General features: G+C 67.8%; 19 protein-coding genes. 14 read left to right on the top strand and 5 right to left on the bottom strand.

Features of this window, described 5'->3' with window-relative positions:
* The first annotated feature begins 5 nt into the window (after positions 1–5).
* On the top strand, positions 6–1820 hold the full coding sequence (locus ACO227_RS15540) for a DUF885 domain-containing protein (protein WP_423607370.1): 1815 nt from the start codon (positions 6–8) through the stop codon (positions 1818–1820).
* On the opposite strand, the gene ACO227_RS15535 is transcribed toward ACO227_RS15540, so the two are convergent.
* The 4 genes from ACO227_RS15535 to ACO227_RS15520 all read right to left on the bottom strand — a co-directional run bounded on the left by ACO227_RS15535 (position 1817) and on the right by ACO227_RS15520 (position 6537).
* The gene (locus tag ACO227_RS15535) at positions 1817–2353 is read right to left on the bottom strand and encodes a hypothetical protein (RefSeq protein ID WP_423602910.1); all 537 of its coding nucleotides are present in this window, start codon (positions 2351–2353) and stop codon (positions 1817–1819) included. The genes ACO227_RS15540 and ACO227_RS15535 overlap by 4 nt on opposite strands.
* The gene (locus tag ACO227_RS15530; RefSeq protein WP_423602909.1) at positions 2350–4125 is read right to left on the bottom strand and encodes a cation:proton antiporter; all 1776 of its coding nucleotides are present in this window, start codon (positions 4123–4125) and stop codon (positions 2350–2352) included. The genes ACO227_RS15535 and ACO227_RS15530 overlap by 4 nt, the downstream gene beginning before the upstream one ends.
* A 124-nt stretch (positions 4126–4249) precedes the next feature.
* A complete protein-coding gene (locus tag ACO227_RS15525; RefSeq protein ID WP_423602907.1) occupies positions 4250–5473 on the bottom strand; it encodes an NADP-dependent isocitrate dehydrogenase in 1224 nt (407 codons plus the stop codon).
* A gap of 242 nt (positions 5474–5715) precedes the next feature.
* Positions 5716–6537, bottom strand: a complete 822-nt coding sequence (locus tag ACO227_RS15520) for a prolyl hydroxylase family protein (RefSeq protein WP_423602906.1) — start codon at positions 6535–6537, stop codon at positions 5716–5718.
* A gap of 100 nt (positions 6538–6637) precedes the next feature.
* Here ACO227_RS15520 and ACO227_RS15515 point away from each other — a divergent pair, with 100 nt between their 5' ends.
* Genes ACO227_RS15515 through ACO227_RS15505 form a run of 3 tightly spaced genes read left to right on the top strand, consistent with a single transcriptional unit; the run spans position 6638 to position 8496 of the window.
* Positions 6638–7369, top strand: a complete 732-nt coding sequence (locus ACO227_RS15515; protein ID WP_423602905.1) for a phosphatidylserine decarboxylase — start codon at positions 6638–6640, stop codon at positions 7367–7369.
* Positions 7370–7379: 10 nt separating this feature from the next.
* A complete protein-coding gene (locus ACO227_RS15510; RefSeq protein ID WP_423602904.1) occupies positions 7380–8132 on the top strand; it encodes a CDP-alcohol phosphatidyltransferase family protein in 753 nt (250 codons plus the stop codon).
* Between the two features lie 10 nt (positions 8133–8142).
* Positions 8143–8496, top strand: a complete 354-nt coding sequence (locus ACO227_RS15505) for a hypothetical protein (RefSeq protein WP_423602902.1) — start codon at positions 8143–8145, stop codon at positions 8494–8496.
* 9 nt (positions 8497–8505) lie between these two features.
* Here the strand turns inward: ACO227_RS15505 and ACO227_RS15500 are convergent, their stop codons facing one another.
* The gene (locus tag ACO227_RS15500) at positions 8506–8748 is read right to left on the bottom strand and encodes a hypothetical protein (RefSeq protein ID WP_423602901.1); all 243 of its coding nucleotides are present in this window, start codon (positions 8746–8748) and stop codon (positions 8506–8508) included.
* A 364-nt stretch (positions 8749–9112) separates the two neighbouring features.
* On the opposite strand from ACO227_RS15500, the gene rpsB reads away from it, so the two are divergent.
* The 10 genes from rpsB to ACO227_RS15450 all read left to right on the top strand — a co-directional run bounded on the left by rpsB (position 9113) and on the right by ACO227_RS15450 (position 19983).
* Positions 9113–9970: a 30S ribosomal protein S2 gene (gene rpsB, locus ACO227_RS15495; protein ID WP_423602899.1), complete on the top strand. Its 858-nt coding sequence runs from the start codon at positions 9113–9115 to the stop codon at positions 9968–9970.
* Positions 9971–10073: 103 nt separating this feature from the next.
* A complete protein-coding gene (gene tsf / locus ACO227_RS15490) occupies positions 10074–11006 on the top strand; it encodes a translation elongation factor Ts (RefSeq protein WP_423602897.1) in 933 nt (310 codons plus the stop codon).
* A gap of 414 nt (positions 11007–11420) precedes the next feature.
* Positions 11421–12149: a UMP kinase gene (pyrH, locus tag ACO227_RS15485; protein ID WP_343520945.1), complete on the top strand. Its 729-nt coding sequence runs from the start codon at positions 11421–11423 to the stop codon at positions 12147–12149.
* Between the two features lie 13 nt (positions 12150–12162).
* Positions 12163–12720: a ribosome recycling factor gene (frr, locus tag ACO227_RS15480; RefSeq protein WP_423602895.1), complete on the top strand. Its 558-nt coding sequence runs from the start codon at positions 12163–12165 to the stop codon at positions 12718–12720.
* 68 nt (positions 12721–12788) lie between these two features.
* Entirely contained in the window at positions 12789–13457 is a 669-nt protein-coding gene (uppS, locus tag ACO227_RS15475) for a polyprenyl diphosphate synthase (protein WP_423607368.1), read from the top strand.
* The gene (locus ACO227_RS15470; protein ID WP_423602893.1) at positions 13454–14233 is read left to right on the top strand and encodes a phosphatidate cytidylyltransferase; all 780 of its coding nucleotides are present in this window, start codon (positions 13454–13456) and stop codon (positions 14231–14233) included. Before uppS ends, ACO227_RS15470 begins: the two co-directional genes overlap by 4 nt.
* A complete protein-coding gene (locus ACO227_RS15465; protein ID WP_423602891.1) occupies positions 14230–15387 on the top strand; it encodes a 1-deoxy-D-xylulose-5-phosphate reductoisomerase in 1158 nt (385 codons plus the stop codon). The genes ACO227_RS15470 and ACO227_RS15465 overlap by 4 nt, the downstream gene beginning before the upstream one ends.
* The gene (locus ACO227_RS15460; RefSeq protein ID WP_423602890.1) at positions 15384–16520 is read left to right on the top strand and encodes a M50 family metallopeptidase; all 1137 of its coding nucleotides are present in this window, start codon (positions 15384–15386) and stop codon (positions 16518–16520) included. Before ACO227_RS15465 ends, ACO227_RS15460 begins: the two co-directional genes overlap by 4 nt.
* A gap of 68 nt (positions 16521–16588) precedes the next feature.
* Positions 16589–19369 carry an outer membrane protein assembly factor BamA gene (gene bamA / locus ACO227_RS15455; protein WP_423602888.1) on the top strand — a complete coding sequence of 927 codons (2781 nt, stop codon included), beginning with the start codon at positions 16589–16591 and terminating at the stop codon, positions 19367–19369.
* Entirely contained in the window at positions 19369–19983 is a 615-nt protein-coding gene (locus ACO227_RS15450) for an OmpH family outer membrane protein (RefSeq protein ID WP_423602886.1), read from the top strand. The genes bamA and ACO227_RS15450 overlap by 1 nt, the downstream gene beginning before the upstream one ends.
* The last annotated feature ends 19 nt before the right edge of the window (positions 19984–20002 follow it).

The following is a 20002-nucleotide window of genomic DNA, read 5'->3' as shown; positions in this document are numbered from 1 at the left end:
TGCCGATGCGCCGCCGTTCGTTCGTGAGTTCGGTCGGCGCCGCTGCGCTGGCCGGCGTCGTTCCCACTCGTGCCGCAGCGACCGGCACCGCGGGCGCGAATGATGCGAAACTACGCGCGCTGCTCGACCAGATCTTTGCCGATCGCCTGGCGGAGAATCCCGAAGGCGCGACCGCACTGGGACTCGACACCGGCAAGAATGCCGCGCTCAAGTCGCAGCTCTCGGGGCGCAGCCCGGCGGACAGCGCGCGCGACCTTGCCCGCTCGAAGCGCGAGCTGGCGGCGATCCGTGCGATCGATCCGGCGGGGCTGGGCGAGGATGCGCGGCTCGACCAGGATGTCGTCGCCTACCAGCTCGAGCGCGGCATCGCCGGGCGCGAACGCTTCGCCTATGGCGAGACCGGCGGGCGGTTCATCCCCTATCGGCTGAGCCAGCTTTCGGGCGCGTATCAGGATGTGCCCGATTTCCTCGACACGCAGCACCGGGTGAAGGATGCGGCCGACGCCGACGCCTATCTCGCGCGTCTCGGCGCGTTCGCGACGGTGCTCGACCAGGAGACCGAGCGCCAGCGCAGCGATGCGGCGAAGGGCGTGTTCGCGCCCGATTACATCCTCGACACGGCGCTCAAGCAATATGCGGCGCTGCGCGACAAGCCGGCGGCGGAGACGGGGCTGGTCACGAGTTTCGCAGGCAAGCTCAAGGCCGCGAACCTGCCGCCCGAGCGCGCGGAAGCGGCGGCGGTGATCGTGGCGGAGAAGGTGTTCCCGGCGCTCGACCGCCAGCGCGCGCTGGTGACCGAGCTGCGCGGCCAGGCGGCGCACGATGCGGGCGTGTGGCGGCTGCCCGATGGCGAGGCCTATTATGCCGCCGCGGCGGAGGCTGCAACGACGACGCGGCTGACCGGCGACGAGATCCACAAGCTAGGGCTCGAGCAGGTCGCCGAGATCAGCGCGCGGATCGACACGATCCTCAAGGCGCAGGGGATGGGCGAGGGCAGTGTCGGCGCGCGGCTGGTGGCGCTGAACGAGCGGCCCGACCAGCTCTTCCCCAACACCGATCCGGGGCGCGAGGCGCTGCTCGCCGAGCTCAACAAGCAGATCAGGGCGATGGAGCCGCGGTTGTCCGAGCAGTTCGCGACCCTGCCCAAGGCGCCGGTCGAGGTCCGCCGCGTGCCCCCGGCGGTCCAGGCGGGCGCGCCGGGCGGCTATTATCAGGCGGCGACGCTCGACGGCTCGCGGCCCGGCATCTATTACATCAACCTGCGCGACACGTTCGACCGGCCCAAGTTCGGGCTGGCGACGCTGACGCACCACGAAGCGGTGCCGGGGCACCATCTGCAGGTGATGCTGGCGCTCGAATCGCCCGACATCCCGCTGATCCGGCGGCGCGGCGGCTTCAGCGCCTATAGCGAGGGCTGGGCGCTCTATACCGAGCAGCTCGCCGACGAGATGGGCATGTTCGAAGGCGATCCGCTGGGGCAGGTCGGCTATCTCCAGTCGCTGCTGTTCCGCGCCACGCGGCTGGTGGTCGACAGCGGCATCCACGCCAAGCGCTGGAGCCGCGAGAAGGCCACCGACTATTTCATCGCCACCACCGGCATCGCGCGCGGCCGCAGCCAGGGCGAGATCGACCGCTACACGGTGTGGCCGGGGCAGGCGTGCAGCTACAAGATCGGGCACACCGTCTGGGTGCGGCTGCGCGACGAGGCCAAGGCGAAGGCCGGCGCGAACTGGGACCCGCGACAGTTCCACGAGGTGCTGCGCAAGGGCGCGATGCCGCTCGACGTGCTCGAGCGGGTGGTCAGGGCGCGGATGGCCTAGTCCGGCTCCAGGCCCATGCGCAGGCGATAGCCTTCCGTCGGATCAACCCAGCTCACCCGCATCGTATTTTCCGGCGTCGGCTGACCATCGATCTCAACCTCTTGAACCAGTCCGTCCCCGTCGCGACGGATGCGCTGGCATGCCTTCTTGCCGAGGTGCCCTTCAACCTGTGCGAGAAGGCTGTCGGTGATCGGTTTGCGCACTTCGACCGGCGCTTCGATCCCGTCAACATATATGATCGCCTCGTCCATTTCGCTGCGCGCCATGATCCCGCACGCGGCATTCCCCTCAATGACGGTCGGCGATTTGAACTCGAGGATCATCTCGGGCTTCTTGCCCATCAGCGATCGCGTGATGTTGAGATAGCGTCGGTCACCGTCTGGAACATAGCGGCTGAGCGCCATGCAGCTCTTCTTGACGGGATCGGGCAATGTGCATTGCAGCTTGCCCTCTCGCGCCGGGGCCAAGGGGTCAGCGGCATCCGGCGCAGCGGTCGCCTGAAGCAGTGCCAAGATCGACGCGATAATCGTCAAGCCTCCGCCTCCTTGCGCGTCCGGCGCAGGCGCGGTTCGCGCTCGAGGCCGGCGGTTTCCTTGATCATCTTGCGCATCTCGTCGCGCTTCTCGTGGATCGAGGCGATCACCGGGCCGACCGCGACGCCGAGATCGACCAGCACCGCCTCCGACAATTGCAGCGAGCTTTCGAGCGTCTCGGGCACCGCATCGGTGGCGCCCGCCTTGTAGAGCTCGGCGGCGTGCGAGGTGTCGCGGGCGCGGGCGATGATCGGGATGCCGGGCACCCAGCTGCGCACGCGGCGGGTAAGGCGCACGGTGAGCACGGGATCGTCCATCGTCAGGATGAGCGCGTCGGCATGGCCGAGGTTGAGCCGGTCGACCAGCTCGCTGCGCGAGACGTCGCCGAACATCACGCTATAGCCTTCGCGCCGCGCCTCGGCGACGCCGTCGATATCGGCGTCGATCGCGATATAGGGCTTGCCGTGCGCCTTGAGCATGTCGGCGACGGTGCGGCCGACGCGGCCGAAGCCGATGATCACCGTGCCGCCGGGGGTGATCTCCGGGTTGGTCACCGCCTCCTGATCGAGGTCGCGTTCCTCGAGCTTGCGCGAGGCGAAGCGGCCGGCCTTGGCGAGCAAAGGCGTGATGGTGAGGCCGATCGCAGTGACGGTAGTCCAGAAGGCGGCGGTCGAGGGCTGGATGATGCCGGCGGTGGCCGCCACGCCGAGCACGATCAGCGTGGTCTCGGACGGGCTCGCCATCAGCACGCCGGCCTCGGCGGCGGTGCCGGTGCGCGCGCCCGACAGCTTGAGCAGCAGGATCGTCACCGCGACCTTGACCGCCATCACGCCGAGGATCGCGGCGAGCAGCAGCGGCCAGTCCTGCACCACCATGCGCAAGTCGAGGCGCATGCCGACGGTGATCAGGAACACGCCGAGCGCGAGCCCCTTGAACGGCGCGGTGATCACCTCGACCTCGCTGTGATATTCGGTCTCCGCGATGAGCAGGCCGGCGAGCAGCGCGCCGACGATCGGCGACAGGCCGACCGCGGTGGTCGCCATGCTCGCCACGATGACGACGAGCAGGCTGGCGGCCAGGAACAGCTCGGGCGACTTGGTGCGCGCGGCCTGGGCGAACAGGCGCGGCAGGTAGAGACGACCCGCGACATAGAGCACGGCAACGACGATCGCGCCGCGGCCGAGCACCACGGCGAGCTCGCGGAAGCCGGCGTCGCCCGCCGCGGGGGCGAGCGCGCCAAGCAGGAAGATGATCGGCACCAGCGCCAGATCCTCGAACAGCAGCATGGCGAAGGCCGAGCGGCCGACCGGGCTGGTGGTGCCGGCGATGGGCAGCACCAGCGCGGTGGAGGAAAGCGCGAGGGCAAGGCCGAGACCGAGCGCGCCGGTCCAATATTGGCCAAGGGCATAGAGTCCGGCCGCGATCAGCAAGCCCGCGCCGATCAGCTCGGCGGCGCCGACCCCGAACACCAAGGTGCGCATCGCCCATAGCCGCCGGAACGACAGCTCGAGCCCGATCGAGAAGAGCAGGAGCACGATGCCGAATTCGGCGAACGGCTCGATCGAATGCGGATCGGTGATCGTGACATAGTAGAGCCACGGCATCCGCGGCACGAGCTGGCCGAGCCCGCCGGGGCCGACCAGCACGCCGACCAGAATGAAGCCGATGACCGGGCTGATCCGGAAGCGGGCGAAGGCCGGGATGACGAGACCGGCCGCGCCGAGGATGACGAGGGTGTCGCTGAAACCGCTATTTGTGAGATCGAGCGCCATGAGCGCACTCTAAGCAGCGGTGGAATGATTTGTCATCGGCAAGTCTATGCCGATTTGCACCGCTGTAGGAAAATGAAATCCGCCCGGATGCCGATTACGGCACCCGGGACGGAATTTCAGCGGCTTACTGCCACTTGCCCATTTCGGTTTCGAGGTTTTGACGGATCGCCTCGAAGAACTGCTCGGTGGTCATCCAGGGCTGATCCGGACCGATCAGCAGCGCGAGGTCCTTGGTCATCTTGCCGCTTTCGACGGTGGCGATGCAGACCTTCTCGAGCGTCTCGGCGAAGCGCACCACCTCGGGCGTGTCGTCGAACTTGCCGCGGAACTTGAGACCGCCGGTCCAGGCGAAGATCGAGGCGATCGGGTTGGTCGAGGTCGCCTTGCCCTGCTGGTGCTGGCGATAGTGGCGGGTGACGGTGCCGTGCGCCGCCTCCGCCTCGACGGTCTTGCCGTCGGGCGAGAGCAGGACCGAGGTCATCAGGCCGAGCGAGCCGAAGCCCTGCGCGACCTGGTCCGACTGGACGTCGCCGTCGTAGTTCTTGCAGGCCCAGACGAACTCGCCGCTCCACTTGAGCGCCGAGGCGACCATGTCGTCGATCAGGCGATGCTCATAGACGATGCCGGCTTCCTTGAACTTCTCGGCGAAGCCCTCGGTGTCGAACACTTCCTGGAACAGGTCCTTGAAGCGGCCGTCATACGCCTTGAGGATGGTGTTCTTGGTCGACAGGTACACCGGCCATTTGAGGTTGAGGCCGTAGTTGAACGAGGCGCGGGCGAAGTCGCGGATCGAATCGTCGAGATTGTACATCGCCATCGCGACGCCCGAGCCGGGGAAGTTGAACACCTCGCGGTCGATCACCTCGCCGTCGGCGCCCTCGAAGACGAGGCGCAGCTTGCCGGGGCCGGGGACCTTGATGTCGGTGGCGCGATACTGGTCGCCGAAGGCATGGCGGCCGACGACGATCGGCTTGGTCCAGCCCGGGATCAGGCGGGGCACGTTGGAGATGACGATCGGCTCGCGGAACACGACGCCGCCCAGGATGTTGCGGATCGTGCCGTTGGGCGACTTCCACATCTCCTTGAGGTTGAACTCCTCGACGCGCGCCTCGTCCGGGGTGATCGTCGCGCACTTCACGCCGACGCCGAACTCCTTGATCGCGTTGGCGGCGTCGATCGTGATCTGGTCGTTGGTCTCGTCGCGCTTCTCGACGCCGAGGTCGTAATATTTGAGGTCGATGTCGAGGTACGGCTTGATCAGGCGCTCGCGGATCCATTCCCAGATGATCCGCGTCATTTCGTCGCCGTCGATCTCGACGACCGGGTTCTTCACCTTGATCTTCGCCATGCTCGCTGTCCTGTTCCTGAGGGAGGTTTGGCGGTGCGTCTAGGAGGAAGGGGGCCGGGGATCAAGCTGGCGATAAACCGGCGGGAATTGACATACGCAGACGTTCAGTAAGTTGACAAAACTGTCGCAAACAGTGTGGTTCGCGCGAATGACGAGCGGGCCCGGGGCATCGCGACCCGTCCGGCAAGTCAAGCAAGCGAACTCCAACATTGCAAGCCGCCGGGGCGGCCAGCGACGCGCGGTCAGCGGCGCAATGCGTTCGACGCGGCGCTGGAATGCCATTCGCGCTCGCGAAACCATTTGGTGAGCACGTGCTTGATCCCGGCCTCGACCATCATGCCCTCGTGGTGCGAGAAGCGGTTGGGCATGCCGCCGCGATCGAGGTTGTTCCAGGTGAGCAGCACGCCGGGCTTTGGCGGAATCGCGATCCCGGCATGGGGGAAGCGCGTGGCGCCGCCCGAAGCGGGCGCGTCGAGATAGACCATCGCGGTCCAGCTGCGCTGGCCGCCCTCGCTCGCGACCGTCTCCGAATAGGGCTGGCCCGCGGCGAAATAATCGTTGTGGACCTTGAACTGCTGGCCGGGGGAATAGCGCTGGCCCTGCACCGTCTCGCTGTGGCTGAGCGGCAGGCCGAGCAGCTCGCTCATCCGGCGCTCGACCTCGGCCACCAGCGGCACGGCGGCGAGGAGATGGCAGGTCTCGCTGGTCCGCCGGCTGGGCTTGCCGTCGGCGCGCAGGCTGGTCGAGGGCTTCACGTCGGCGTCGATCAGCGCGATCAGCTCGGCGCATTCGGCGGGCGAGACGAAGGCGGGCACGGCGAAGATGTCGAGGCCGTTGGCCTTGATGCGGTGCGCGCGCGCATCCGCGTCGAGCCGGGCCGCGACCGTCGCGCCGATCGAGGCGAGCAGCGCGGGGTCGGAGCCGGGCAGGCTGGCATAACGATCCGTCGGCGCATGCGCGGACGGAGGCAGCGGCGCGACCGGCGGCACGGGGCGGACAGGCGCCGGTTCCGGCGCGGGAGCGGCGGTAGCGGAGCGGCCGAACAGCTTGTTGAGCAGCGACATCGCGGCGGAACATATCGCCCGCCACCCGGCTGACAAGTTCGTTCGCGGCGGCCCCGCCGAACAGGTTGTGTTGCACGGGCGGCACAGTTACATCCGCGCGATGCCTTCACTCGACAAGCCGCCCATCGTCACCAACACGGTCAAATGGCGCTTTCCCGCCGTCCATCCCGAGGGACGCAAATACGTCCTGATCTCCGCCGCGGTCACCGCGCTGTTCCTGTTCGCGATCTGGGACGAGCTCGGCTTCCTGCTGGTCGGCGTGACCATCTGGGTCGCCGCCTTCTTCCGCGATCCGGTGCGCGTGACGCCGCAGGGGGAGGGGCTCATCGTGTCGCCCGCCGACGGCCTCGTCACGATGATCGAGCGCGTGCCGGTGCCGCGCGAGATCGCCGGGCCCGACGGGTTGAACGAAGCGACGCGGGTGCGCGTTTCGATCTTCATGAGCGTGTTCGACGTGCACATCAACCGCACCCCGGTGGCCGGAACGATCCGCCAGGTCGTGTATATCGCGGGCAAGTTCCTCAACGCCGATCTCGACAAGGCGAGCGAGGAGAATGAGCGCCAGCATTTCGTGGTCGAGACCCGCGACGGCCTCCGCGTCGGCTTCACCCAGATCGCCGGGCTGGTCGCGCGGCGCATCGTGACCTTCGTCAAGACCGGCGACATGGTCGCGGCGGGGCAGCGCATCGGCCTGATCCGCTTCGGCAGCCGCGTCGACGTGTTCCTGCCCGACGACTATGCGGCGCAGGTCGCGCTGGGCCAGCGCTGCATCGCGGGGGAGACCGTGGTCGGCCGCAAGGGCGGCGTCGTCGCGGAGGGCATCGCGCAGTGAGGCCGAGCCGGTGGCCCTGAGGCCGCGGCCCCAACGGCGCGGCATTCCGCTGCGCGCCGTGCTTCCCAATGCGATCACCGCGCTGGCGCTGTGCTCGGGCCTGACCGGGGTGCGCTTCGCGATCGCGCAGGATTGGGAACGCGCCGTCCTGATGATCATGCTCGCCGCCGCGCTCGACGGCATCGACGGCCAGGTCGCGCGGATGGTGCGCGGCGAGAGCAGGTTCGGCGCGGAGCTCGACAGCCTGTCCGATGCGATCTCGTTCGGGGTGGCGCCGGCGCTGATCCTGTATCTATGGTCGCTGATCGCGGTGCCGCGGCTCGGCTGGATCGTCGCGCTGCTGTTCGCGGTGTTCTGCGCGCTGCGGCTGGCGCGGTTCAACTCGCAGATCGACACCGAGCAGCCGCGCAAGCTCGCGGGCTATCTCACCGGCATCCCGGCGCCGGCAGGCGCGGCGCTGGCGATGCTGCCGCTCTATGTGTGGCTGTGGAGCGGCGAGGAACTGGCGCGCTCGCCGTGGATCGTCACGCCCTGGGTGGCGTTCGTCGGGCTGCTGATGGTGTCGAGCCTCGCCACCTATTCGTGGAAGTCGCTGCGGCTGCGGCGCAACGTGCGGTTCGAGGCGCTGGTGGTGCTGGCGATCCTGCTCGCCGCGCTGGTGACGGCGCCGTGGCAGACGCTGACGGTGGTGAGCCTCGCCTATCTGGCGACGCTGCCGTTCAGCGTGCGGGCGTATCGGCGGGGCGGGGTCACGAGCGGTTGACAAGCACTCGATGCGCGCTGCCACAGACATTCTGAAAGAACGCTTGCGCGCCGACTTGCTCGATTGCATGCGCCGTCGCCGACCGCTGGAGGCTGCCACGATCCGCAGCCTTCTGGCCGCGCTCGACAATGCTGAGGCCGTGCCTCGGGATACGAGCCGGTCCGCTTCGCATCCGGTGCAGTTCGGCGATGGCAGCGCCGAGGTGGCGCGGCGCGAATTGTCCAGGGCCCAGGCGTTGCAGGTGATTCAGGAAGAAGCTTCGAAATATCTGGACGCGGCCACCGATCTGGAGCGGCTCGGCCAGCCGGACCATGCCGAACGCCTCAGGGAAGAAGCGCGGATCGCCCAGCGCTATGTCGCCTGAATCGTTCGATCATGCAGCGGCGCGGAGCGGGCGGGTACCCATCGTCGGGGCTGCGGCAGCCGCGCGGGTCACGGTACGAAAGCGCGGCGCTGCAGCAGGGGCGAGAGTCGGAACCTTATCACCAGCAAGGAGCTCGCGCATATAAGCGAGGCGCGGCTGGATCGTGACGAACATCGCCCACAACGAGGCCGCGATGGCGGTGGTGAAGAGCAGGGCGACGAGCAACGCGACCATCTGAGCCTCCGATTCCATTCAAGTCCCTAGGCGGCGCATGTTGCATGTCCGCTCGTTGGGCTCTTTATGTTCCGTTCATGTTCCGGTGTCAATGCCGATGTGGAACAAAAGTGGATCGCGCAGGCAGCCGGTTTGCCGCGCGTCGCTGGTGGAAGGAACACCGTCCGGCCACCCGTGGGAGCATGGATGCTGAAACGAGGTCAGCATGGCGGAAGGCTGGTGGAAAGTGGAGGGCGAGGACGAGGCCACTTGTGTTCCAAGTTCGTCTCCGCTAAGGGCGCCGCCTCAACCCCACATGGGAAGCATCATATCCCGGTGCCGCGGGCCGCAGGGCTCATCGGTCACTCGCTTCCCAGAGGCTCAACCGGAAGGAGTTATCCCTATGGCGGCACCCGTCGTCACCATGCAGCAGCTGCTCGAATCGGGCGCGCACTTCGGTCACCAGACCCACCGCTGGAACCCGAAGATGAAGCCCTACATCTTCGGCGAGCGCAACGGCGTCCACATCATCGACCTGTCGCAGACCGTGCCGCTGTTCGCGCGCGCGCTCGAGTTCGTCTCGTCGACCGTCGCCGCCGGCGGCAAGGTGCTGTTCGTCGGCACCAAGCGCCAGGCGCAGGAAGCGATCGCCGAGGCGGCGCGCAAGTCGAACCAGCACTTCGTCAACCACCGCTGGCTGGGCGGCATGCTCACCAACTGGAAGACGATCAGCCAGTCGATCAAGCGCCTCAAGACGCTCGAGGAGCAGCTGTCGGGCGACACGCACGGCCTGACCAAGAAGGAAGTGCTGAACCTGACCCGCGAGAAGGACAAGCTCGAGCTGTCGCTCGGCGGCATCCGCGACCTGGGCGGCATCCCGGACATCATGTTCGTGATCGACGCGAACAAGGAAGAGCTGGCGATCAAGGAAGCCAACACGCTGGGCATCCCGGTGGTCGCGATCCTCGATTCGAACGTGTCGCCCGACGGCATCGCCTTCCCGGTTCCGGCGAATGACGACGCCAGCCGCGCGATCCGCCTCTATTGCGAGGCCATCGCCATCGCGGCGACCCGCGGCAACAGCCAAGCGCAGGTCGTGAGCGGCGCCGACTTCGGCGCGGCGGAAGAGCCGCCGGTCGAGGCCGCGCTTGCCGCGCCTGCGGCCGAGCCGGCCCCGGCCGTCGAAGCCGAGCCGGAAGCTCCGGCCGCCTCGACCGAGCCGGAGACGGCGGCCGAGGGCGAGCGCCAGATCGACGCGTAAGCGCGCCTCGTCATCGAACCGTAATGGGGGCGGGGCAGGGCGCTGACGCACTGCTCCGCCCGCACCATATTCGAAGCAAACAGCTTAACCTGAGGAATTAGACATGGCCGAGATCACTGCAGCAGCCGTCAAGGAACTGCGCGAGAAGAGCGGCGCCGGCATGATGGACTGCAAGAAGGCGCTTGCGGAAACCAATGGCGACATCGAGGCCGCGGCCGACTGGCTGCGCGCCAAGGGCCTGGCCGCCGCCGCCAAGAAGTCGAGCCGCACCGCGGCCGAGGGCCTGGTCGGCGTCGCCGTCGCGGGCACCAAGGGCGTGGCGGTCGAGGTCAACTCGCAGACCGACTTCGTCGCCAAGAACGAGATCTTCCAGGGCTTCGTCCGCGACGTGACCGCGGTGGCGCTGGAGCAGGGCATCGACCAGATCGAGGCGCTCAAGGCGGCCGCGCTGCCGCAGGGCGGCACGGTCGAGGAAGTGCTGACCGCCAACATCGCGACGATCGGCGAGAACCAGGTGCTGCGCCGCGCGAAAAAGGTCGAAGTCGCCAACGGCGCGGTGATCCCGTACGTCCACAATGCGGCGGCCCCGGGGCTCGGCAAGATCGGCGTGCTCGTCGCGCTCGAGAGCGACGCCGGCGTCGACGTGCTCGAGCCGCTCGGCAAGCAGATCGCGATGCACGTCGCCGCGGCCTTCCCGCTGGCACTCGACGAGAGCGGCCTCGACCCCGATGTGCTCGAGCGCGAGCGCGCGATCGGCCGCGAGAAGGCGGCGGAGAGCGGCAAGCCGGCCGACATCATCGAGAAGATGGTCGAGGGCGCGGTCAAGAAGTTCGCCAAGGAGAACGCGCTGCTCAGCCAGCTGTTCGTGATGGACGGCAAGACCCCGGTCGCCGACATCATCGCCAAGGCGGGCAAGGACGCGGGCACGTCGATCGTGCTCAAGGACTATGTCCGCTTCCAGCTGGGCGAGGGAATCGAGAAGGAAGAGAGCGACTTCGCCGCGGAAGTGGCGGCGACGGCGGGCATCACCCGCTAAGCTTCTTCGCTTGTGAAACGAGAGGGGCGCGGCCGCTGCGGTGGCCGCGCCCTTTTTTTGAACCGGCCAGAAGCGACGGCCATCGAAGCGGCCCGAGAGCTTCCCATCTACAGCCTGCCATCGCATTGTTGGATACATGTTGGATCCGATCTGCTTCACTTGAGCCGAATCAGCCGATTTCCGCTCTTTGCCATCGTGACCCAACCCTCACAGCTTGCGGTGCCGTCGTTGCGACACGCATGGACGGAAAGCGCGATGATAGTGTCAACGTGGTGTAAACTTCCGCGTCGGACGAACACGCGCCCACCCGCTGCCCTGCGGACCCACGCTTCGCCGGTTTCCCCGCTTGGCTTCCCACGCGCCCGCGCCTAAGGTCCGCGCCGCTTTCCCGTAACCCGCAGAATCAAGGGCCCAATGACCGCTCCGCGCTTCAAACGAATCCTGCTCAAGCTTTCGGGCGAAGTGCTGATGGGCCAAGGCCAGTTCGGCATCGACCCGGCGACCTGCGAGCGCGTCGCGCGCGAGGTGAAGGCGGCGACCGAGACGGGGCTCGAGATCTGCATGGTCGTGGGCGGGGGCAACATCTTCCGCGGGCTCGCCGGCGCGGCGCAGGGCTTCGAGCGGGCGAGCGCCGATTACATGGGCATGCTGGCGACCGTGATGAACGCGCTGGCGATGCAGAACACGCTCGAGCGGCTCGGCGTCGACACGCGCGTCCAGTCGGCGATCCCGATGGCGAGCGTGTCCGAGCCCTATATCCGGCGCAAGGCGATGCGGCACATGGAGAAGGGCCGCGTGGTGATCTTCGCCGCCGGCACCGGCCTGCCGTTCTTCACCACCGACACCACCGCGGCGCTGCGCGCGGCCGAGATGAACTGCGACGCGTTGTTCAAGGGCACCAGCGTCGACGGCGTCTACAATGCCGACCCCAAGAAGGTGCCCGACGCCACGCGCTATGACGAACTGAGCTTCGACCGGGTGCTGGTCGACAATCTGAAGGTCATGGACGCGACCGCGGTGGCCTTGTGCCGCGACAACGACATTCCGATCGTGGTGTTCAACATCCGCGACGAGGGCAATCTCGCGGCGGTGCTGCAGGGCGAGGGCACCTCGACGATCGTCCGAAATCCGCAATCCGAATAAGAGGAGCCTGACAATGGCCGCATATGACAAGGCCGACCTCGAGCGCCGCATGCACGGCGCGGTCGAGGCGCTGAAACACGATCTTTCCGGCCTGCGCACCGGTCGCGCCAACATCTCGCTGCTCGATCCGGTGACGGTCGAGGTCTATGGCGCGATGATGCCGATCAACCAGGTGGCGACGGTCTCCGCACCCGAGCCGCGCATGCTGAGCGTGCAGGTGTGGGACAAGTCGAACGTCGGCCCGGTCGACAAGGCGATCCGCTCGGCCGGGCTCGGGCTCAACCCGATCGTCGACGGGCAGAATCTGCGCCTGCCGATCCCGGACCTCACCGAGGAGCGCCGCAAGGAGCTCGCCAAGCTCGCCGGGCAATATGCCGAGAAGGCGCGCATTGCCGTGCGCAACGTGCGCCGCGACGGCATGGACAACCTCAAGACCGACGAGAAGAAGGGCGAGTTCGGCGAGGACGACCGCAAGCGCCACGAGGGCGACGTGCAGAAGCTGACCGACAGCACGATCGCCGAGATCGATGCGGCGGCGGCGGCCAAGGAAAAGGAAATTCTCGGCAAGTGACCGCGGTTTCCGCGCCTCTTCCGGCCAGTCCGGAGGGCGGGGCCGTTCCCCGCCACGTCGCGATCATCATGGACGGCAACGGCCGCTGGGCGAAGGCCAGGCGGCTGCCGCGGCTCGCCGGGCACAAGCAGGGCGTCGAGGCGGTGCGGCGCGTGTCGAAGGCGGCGCGCGAGCTCGGCGTCGAGGTGCTGACGCTCTACGCCTTCTCGTCGGAGAACTGGCGGCGGCCGGAGGAGGAGGTGCGCGACCTGATGGGTCTGCTGCGCCATTTCCTCAAGAACGAGCTGCGCGACCTGGTCGGCGAGAATGTGCGGCTGCGCGTGATCGGCGACTATCATGCGCTGTCGGGCGACCTGGTGGCGATGATCGACGATGCGATCGACCGCACCGCGGCCAACACCGGGGCGACGCTGGTGATCGCGCTCAACTATGGCGCGCAGGCCGAGATCGTCGCGGCGGCGCGGCGGCTGGCGGCAGCGGCCAAGGCGGGCGAGCTCGATCCCGCGCAAATCGACGATGCGATGTTCGGCGACGCGCTGACCACGCATGGCCTGCCGCCGCTCGACCTGTTGATCCGCACCTCGGGCGAGCAGCGGCTGTCCAACTTCCTGCTGTGGCAGGCGGCCTATGCCGAGCTGCTGTTCGTCGATACGCTGTGGCCCGATTTCGACGGCGCCGCGCTGGCCGATGCGATCGCGCAGTTCGGCAAGAGGCAGCGCCGGTTCGGAGGCTTGTGACGCAGGTTCCGCCCCGCAAGAATGCCGATCTGCCGACCCGCGCGCTGGTCGGCGTGGTGCTGGTCGCGGTGGCGGCGACGGCCTTGTGGTGGGGCGGATTCGCCTTCTGGCTGCTGGTCGCGGTGGCCGGGATCCTGATGATCCACGAATGGGGCGGACTGCATGGCGCGGACGCGGGGCAGCGCAAGCTCGCGCAATATGCGCTGACCGTGCCGCTGGCGATCATGGCGCCGGTCGCGGCGGGCCCGGGATTCCTCGCCTTCGGGCTGGTGCTCGGCGCGATGTTCTTCGTCGCGACCGTGACGCGCAACGGGATGCTGGGCGCGGGCGAGGTCTATGTCGGATTGCCCGTGCTCGCATTGCTGGTGCTGCGCGAGCAGGAGCAGGGCCTGCTGCTCGCCTTCTGGGCGATGGCGCTGGTGTGGGCGTGCGATATCGGCGCCTATTTCGCCGGGCGCGCGATCGGCGGGGCCAAGCTGATGCCGGCGGTGAGCCCCAACAAGACCTGGGCGGGCTTCTTCGGCGGCGTCGCAGCGGCGGGGCTGTTCGCGCTGCTGCTGATACCCTTGGGCCTCGACTGGCAACTCGCGCTGGCCACGCCGTTGCTGGCGGCGCTGGCGCAGGCGGGCGATCTCTACGAGAGCTGGCTCAAGCGGTGCGCGGGGGTCAAGGATTCGGGCAATCTGCTGCCCGGGCATGGCGGACTGCTCGACCGGCTCGACGGGCTGGTGCCGGTGGCGCCGGTGGCGGCATTGCTGGCGCTGGCGATCCGATGAGGCGCGTCTCCATCCTCGGCGCGACCGGATCGGTCGGCACCTCGACGCTCGACCTGATCGAGCGCGAACCCGAGGCGTTCGAAGTGATGGCGCTGACCGCCAATTGCGACGTCGGGCGGCTCGCGGCGGCGGCACGGCGGGTCAGGGCGAAGCTGGCGGTGGTGGCGGACGAGACCTGCCTGCCGGCGCTGCGCGCGGCGCTCGCGGGAAGCGGGGTCGAGGCGGCGGGCGGCAAGCAGGCGGTGTGCGACGCGGCGCGGATGGGTGCCGACTGGACGATGGCGGCGATCGTCGGCACCGCGGGGCTCGAGCCGGTGCTGGCCGCGCTCGAAGGCGGCCGCACGGTGGCGCTCGCCAACAAGGAATCGCTGGTCTCGGCGGGCGACGTGGTGACGCGCGAAGTGGCCCGGCACGGCGCGACATTGCTGCCGGTCGATTCGGAACATAATGCTATTTTCCAGTGCTTTGAGGCCGATAACGCCGACCGTGTCTCAAGGATCGTCCTGACCGCCAGCGGCGGACCGTTCCGCGAGCGCAGCCTCGACGAGATGCGCGGCATCACGCCCGAGCAGGCGGTGGCGCATCCCAACTGGTCGATGGGCGCGAAGATCAGCGTCGATTCGGCGACCTTGATGAACAAGGGGCTGGAGCTGATCGAGGCGTTCCACCTGTTCCCGGTGGCGCCCGAACAGCTCGACGTGATCGTTCACCGCCAGTCGGTGATCCATTCGATGGTCGAATATGCCGACGGGTCGGTGCTGGCGCAGCTTGGCTCCCCCGACATGCGCGTGCCGATCGCGCACGCGCTCGCCTGGCCGCGGCGGATGGCGACGCCGTGCCAGCGGCTCGACCTGACCGCGATCGGCCGGCTGGATTTCGAGGCGCCGGATCCCGAGCGTTTTCCGTGCCTTCGCCTCGCGCGCGAGGCGCTGGCGGCGGGCGGGGCGCGGCCGGCGGTGCTCAATGCGGCGAACGAAGTGGCGGTTGCCGCGTTCCTGGCACGGCGTATCGGCTTTCTTGAAATTGCCGCAATCGTCGCGGATACGCTTGAACGCTATGATCCGGCCGCGCCGGCGACGCTCGATCATGTGCTTGCGATCGACGCGGAGGCGCGGAACATTGCCGGCGAGCGTGTGAAGGATTGCGTAGCTTGACCGAAAACCCCGGTTTCTTCTTCTACATCATCGCATTCCTGCTGGTGATCGGGCCGCTCGTCTTCGTGCACGAGCTGGGTCACTATGCCGCCGGACGCCTGTTCGGGATCAAGGCCGACGTCTTCTCGATCGGCTTCGGGCGCGAGATCGCGGGGTTCACCGACAAGCGCGGCACGCGCTGGAAGTTCGGGTGGCTGCCGCTCGGCGGCTATGTGAAGTTCGCGGGCGACATGAACCCGGCGAGCCAGCCCAGCCCCGAATGGCTGTCGCTGCCCGCCGCCGAGCGCGCCAAGACCTTCCAGGCCAAGCCGGTGTGGCAGCGCGCGATCGTGGTCGCGGCGGGGCCGGTGACCAATTTCATCGTGGCGATCCTGATCCTGGCGGCGTTCGCCATGGCCTATGGCACGGTGAAGGTGCCCGCGATCGCGGGCCGGATCCAGGCCGGCACGCCCGCGGCTGCGGCGGGACTGAAGCCGGGCGACCGGTTCGTCTCGATCGGCGGGCGCAAGGTCGAGACGTTCGACGACATGCTCGCCTTCGTCTCGGTGCGCAGCGGCCTGAAGGTCCGGATCGACTATGTGCGCGACGGCCAGCCCGCGACCACCGAGGCGGTGATCGGCCGCGTGGTCGAGAAGGACCGCTTCGGCAACCAGATGAGCCGCGGCATCCTGGGGATCGGCATGCCCCGCGACGTCGTCCGCACGCCGGTCGCCTGGTGGCAGGCGCCGGCCGTCGGGTTCGAGCGCACCGTGACCCTGGTCGGCAACATGGCCGACGGCCTGGGTCAGCTGATCATGGGCCGCGTCCCCGTCAGCGAACTCGGCGGACCGCTTCGAATCGCGAAGTTCTCCGGCGAGACGCTGTCGCTGGGCCTGGACAAGCTCGTGCTCCTCGCCGCGTTCATCTCGATTAATCTGGGATTCATTAATCTCTTGCCAGTCCCGGTGCTGGATGGCGGACATCTTCTGTTCTATGCGATCGAGGCGGTGCGGCGGAAGCCGGTCGAGCCGGAGGTGATGGAATGGGCGTTCCGCGGCGGGATGGTGGCGATCCTGGCGCTGTTTTTGATGGTGACGTTCAATGATCTGGGCGCCTTTGGCGTGTGGAAGAACCTGGCCGGGTTGATCGGCTGACGCGGTTGGGGCAGGGCGGTTCGCCGGCCCATGCTTCGGCCAGAAACATTCTCGAATCCTGGGGTAGGATGGTGACTGCAATCAAGGTGACGAAACTCGGCGTGCGCGCCACCGCGCTGCTCCTGACGGGAACGATTCTGTCGGGCGTAGCGTATGCGCAGCAGGCGCCCGCGCAGCAGCAGCCAGCCCCGGCGGCGCAGCAGCCCGCGCCCGCGGCGCAGCAGCCGGTGACCCCGGTGGCGATTCCGGCGCCGGCGCGCACCGTGCGCTCGCTGCGCGTCGAGGGCACGCAGCGCCTCGAGCCCGAGACCGTGCTGTCCTATACCCGCCTCCGCGTCGGCCAGCCCTACACGACCGAGAGCCTCGACCAGGCGATCCGCGACCTGCTGGCGAGCGAACTGCTCGCCGACGTGACGATCGAGGGCGTCGAGAGCGGCGACATCGTGGTGCGCGTGCGCGAGAACCCGATCATCAACCGCGTGGTGCTGGAGGGCAACAAGCGGCTGAAGAACGACAAGATCGTCAAGGAAATCAAGCTGGCGCCGCGCCAGATGTTCACCCGCACCGCGGTGCGCGCGGACGTCGCGCGCATCGTCGAGCTCTATCGCCGCCAGGGCCGCTTCGCCGCGAGCGTCGAGCCCAAGATGGTGAGCCTCGATCAGAACCGCGTCGATGTGATCTTCGAGATCCAGGAAGGCCCGAAGTCAAAGGTCCGCCAGATCAACATCATCGGCAACGAGGTGTTCTCCGACGGCAAGCTGCGCGGCGAGATGGCGACCAAGCAGGCGCGCCTCACCAGCATCTTCAGCTCGAACACCAGCTATGACCAGGACCGGCTGGCGTACGACCAGCAGAAGCTGCGCCAATTCTACCTGACCCAGGGCTATGCCGATTTCCGGGTGGTCTCCGCGGTCGCCGAGCTGACGCCGGACAAGCGCGACTTCATCATCACCTATGTCGTCGAGGAGGGGCCGCGCTACAAATTCGGGCCGGTCACGGTCGACAGCAACATCCGCGACTTCGACGACAAACGCCTCGCCTCGAACCTCGCGATCAAGGAAGGCGCCTGGTACAACGCCAAGCTGGTCGAGGACACGGTGGACAGCCTGTCCGAGACCGCGGGCATGTTCGGCTACGCCTTCGCCAACGTGAACCCGGAGTTCCAGCGCGACCGCGAGAAGTTGACGATGACGATCAACTTCAACATCGCCGAGGCGCGCCGCACCTATGTCGAGCGGATCGACATCACCGGCAACACCCAGACCCAGGACAAGGTGATCCGCCGCGAGATGCGTCTCGCCGAGGGCGACGCGTTCAACACCTTCCTGGTCAAGCGCTCGCAGGACCGCATCAACTCGCTCGGCTATTTCCAGGACAAGTTCGAGATCGAGCAGAAGGAAGGTTCGGCGCCCGACCGCGTCATCCTGACCGCCAATGTCGAGGAGAAGTCGACCGGCGAACTGACGCTCTCGGCGGGCTTCTCGAGCCTCGAGCGGTTCATCTTCCAGGGCTCGATCCGCCAGCGCAACTTCCGCGGCAAGGGCCAGGACCTGCGGCTCTCCGCCGACTATTCGAGCTATTCGAAGTCGGTCGAGGTCGGCTTCACCGAGCCCTATCTGTTCGATCAGAACATCGCGCTGGGCGGCACGATCTTCCGGCGCGACTATAACTCGTTCAACTATCTCGGCACCGATCGCCGCACCACCTATGAGCAGGTGTCGACCGGCGGGCAGCTCGTGCTCGGCGTGCCGCTGACCGAATATTGGACCGCGTCGGGCCGCTATTCGCTGACGCACGATTCGGTCGGGCTCGACGAGAGCACCTTCTTCACCAACGGCTCGTGCGATCCGCTCAAGGCCGGCCGCTATCTGTGCGAGGCGCTGGGCAAGCGCTGGACCTCGGCGGTGGGTCTGTCGCTGATCTATGACAGCCTCAACAGCCGCCTGCGCCCGACTGCGGGCCAGCGGCTGGTGATCGGCGGCGACTTCGCGGGCCTGGGCGGCGACGTGCGCTATCTGCGCGGCCGCTTCGACGCCGACAAATACTGGAACATCGGCGGCGGCTGGATCTTCTCGGTCGGGCTCGAGGGCGGCTATATCCACAGCCTGGAGAAGTCCGCGGCGGGCGTCGATCCGGTGCGCATCACCGACCGCTTCTTCCTCGGCGAGCCGCAGTTCCGCGGCTTCGATATTCGCGGCGTGGGCCCGCGCATCCAGCGCATCGGCTTCACCGGCAGCGTCGCCGCGGGCAACCAGACGCTGATCACCGACGAGGACCAGATCTTCGACGATGCGATCGGCGGCCGCGCTTATTACCTCGCCAAGCTCGAGCTCGAGATCCCGCTCGGCGCCGGCGCGCGCGAGATGGGCATCCGCCCGTCGATCTTCGCGATGGCGGGCGCGAACTGGGGTGTACGGCGGCCCAACCCGACCGCGAACTTCACCCAGGCGACCGACGGCAGCGGCAATCTGCTGTTCAACGCCGACGGCTCGCCGTCGCTGCTGCCGATCCTGACGCCGCAGTTCGATTCGGAAGGCCGCCAGATCTATCAGGTGCCGATCACCGACGCGGTCGCGCCGGGCCAGTTCACCACCTGCTCGGTGGGCTATTCGGCCACGGCAGGGGGCGCCTGCTCGGGTACCTCGATCAACTCAGTCTACAACATCACCACCGATCCGTTCGTCGAGCGCTTCCTGGGCAATTCGCCGCGGCCGCGCGTGGCGGTCGGCATTGGCGCCAACTGGAACTCGCCGTTCGGCCCGCTGCGGCTCGATCTCGCCTATGCTCTCACCAAGCTAGAGGGCGACGACGACAAACTCTTCAGCTTCAACGTAGGGACTGCATTCTGATGCCTAACACCAAGACCATTCTCGCCGCGCTCGCGGTCGCCGGTGCGACCCTGGGTGCCGGTACCGCCGCGGCGCAGGCGCTGGCGGACGCCAAGATCGCCGTCGTCGATGTCGATCGCGTGATGAGCCAGTGCACCGCCTGTGTCGCGGCCAACGGCCAGCTCCAGCAGCAGCGCACCGCGCTTCAGCAGTTCGCGCAGCAGCAGGGCCAGCCGCTGCAGACCGAGCAGAGCTCGCTCGAGGCGGCGCTCAAGGCGGCCGCCGGCAAGCCCGATGCGGCGCTCCAGCAGCGTGTGCAGGCGTTCCAGACCAAGGCGCAGGGCGCCCAGCGCCAGGTCTCCGAGCGCGAGCAGACCTTCCAGCGCAATGTGCAGTTCGTGCAGCAGCAGATCGCCCAGAAGATGGTGCCGGTGATCCAGCAGATCGCTCAGCAGCGCGGCGCGAGCGCGGCGATCGCCAAGGAGAGCCTGCTCTTCTCGGCGGCGTCGGTCGACATCACCGATGCGGTGCTGACCACGCTCAACCAGCAGCTGCCGAGCGTGAGCGTGACGGCACCGCCGCCGCAGCAGCAGCCGGCGCAGCAGCCCGCCCAGCCGGCGACGCCGGGCCGGTGAGCGATCCGGCAGTGACGGG

Source organism: Sphingomonas sp. MS122 (genome assembly GCF_049532975.1).
Classification (GTDB): domain Bacteria; phylum Pseudomonadota; class Alphaproteobacteria; order Sphingomonadales; family Sphingomonadaceae; genus Sphingomonas.
The sequence above is the reverse complement of the archived record's forward strand: the minus strand, read 5'-3'. Positions and strand labels throughout refer to the sequence as shown.

Bases quoted from the DNA above. Each gene is read 5' to 3' on its own strand.
- ACO227_RS15540 (WP_423607370.1), top strand. From the start codon at position 6: ATGCGCCGCCGTTCGTTCGTGAGTTCGGTCGGCGCCGCTGCGCTGGCC.
- ACO227_RS15530 (WP_423602909.1), bottom strand. From the start codon at position 4,125: ATGGCGCTCGATCTCACAAATAGCGGTTTCAGCGACACCCTCGTCATC.
- ACO227_RS15525 (WP_423602907.1), bottom strand. From the start codon at position 5,473: ATGGCGAAGATCAAGGTGAAGAACCCGGTCGTCGAGATCGACGGCGAC.
- ACO227_RS15520 (WP_423602906.1), bottom strand. From the start codon at position 6,537: ATGTCGCTGCTCAACAAGCTGTTCGGCCGCTCCGCTACCGCCGCTCCC.
- ACO227_RS15515 (WP_423602905.1), top strand. From the start codon at position 6,638: ATGCCTTCACTCGACAAGCCGCCCATCGTCACCAACACGGTCAAATGG.
- ACO227_RS15505 (WP_423602902.1), top strand. From the start codon at position 8,143: ATGCGCGCTGCCACAGACATTCTGAAAGAACGCTTGCGCGCCGACTTG.
- ACO227_RS15500 (WP_423602901.1), bottom strand. From the start codon at position 8,748: ATGGAATCGGAGGCTCAGATGGTCGCGTTGCTCGTCGCCCTGCTCTTC.
- rpsB (WP_423602899.1), top strand. From the start codon at position 9,113: ATGGCGGCACCCGTCGTCACCATGCAGCAGCTGCTCGAATCGGGCGCG.
- tsf (WP_423602897.1), top strand. From the start codon at position 10,074: ATGGCCGAGATCACTGCAGCAGCCGTCAAGGAACTGCGCGAGAAGAGC.
- pyrH (WP_343520945.1), top strand. From the start codon at position 11,421: ATGACCGCTCCGCGCTTCAAACGAATCCTGCTCAAGCTTTCGGGCGAA.
- frr (WP_423602895.1), top strand. From the start codon at position 12,163: ATGGCCGCATATGACAAGGCCGACCTCGAGCGCCGCATGCACGGCGCG.
- uppS (WP_423607368.1), top strand. From the start codon at position 12,789: ATGGACGGCAACGGCCGCTGGGCGAAGGCCAGGCGGCTGCCGCGGCTC.
- ACO227_RS15465 (WP_423602891.1), top strand. From the start codon at position 14,230: ATGAGGCGCGTCTCCATCCTCGGCGCGACCGGATCGGTCGGCACCTCG.
- bamA (WP_423602888.1), top strand. From the start codon at position 16,589: ATGGTGACTGCAATCAAGGTGACGAAACTCGGCGTGCGCGCCACCGCG.
- ACO227_RS15450 (WP_423602886.1), top strand. From the start codon at position 19,369: ATGCCTAACACCAAGACCATTCTCGCCGCGCTCGCGGTCGCCGGTGCG.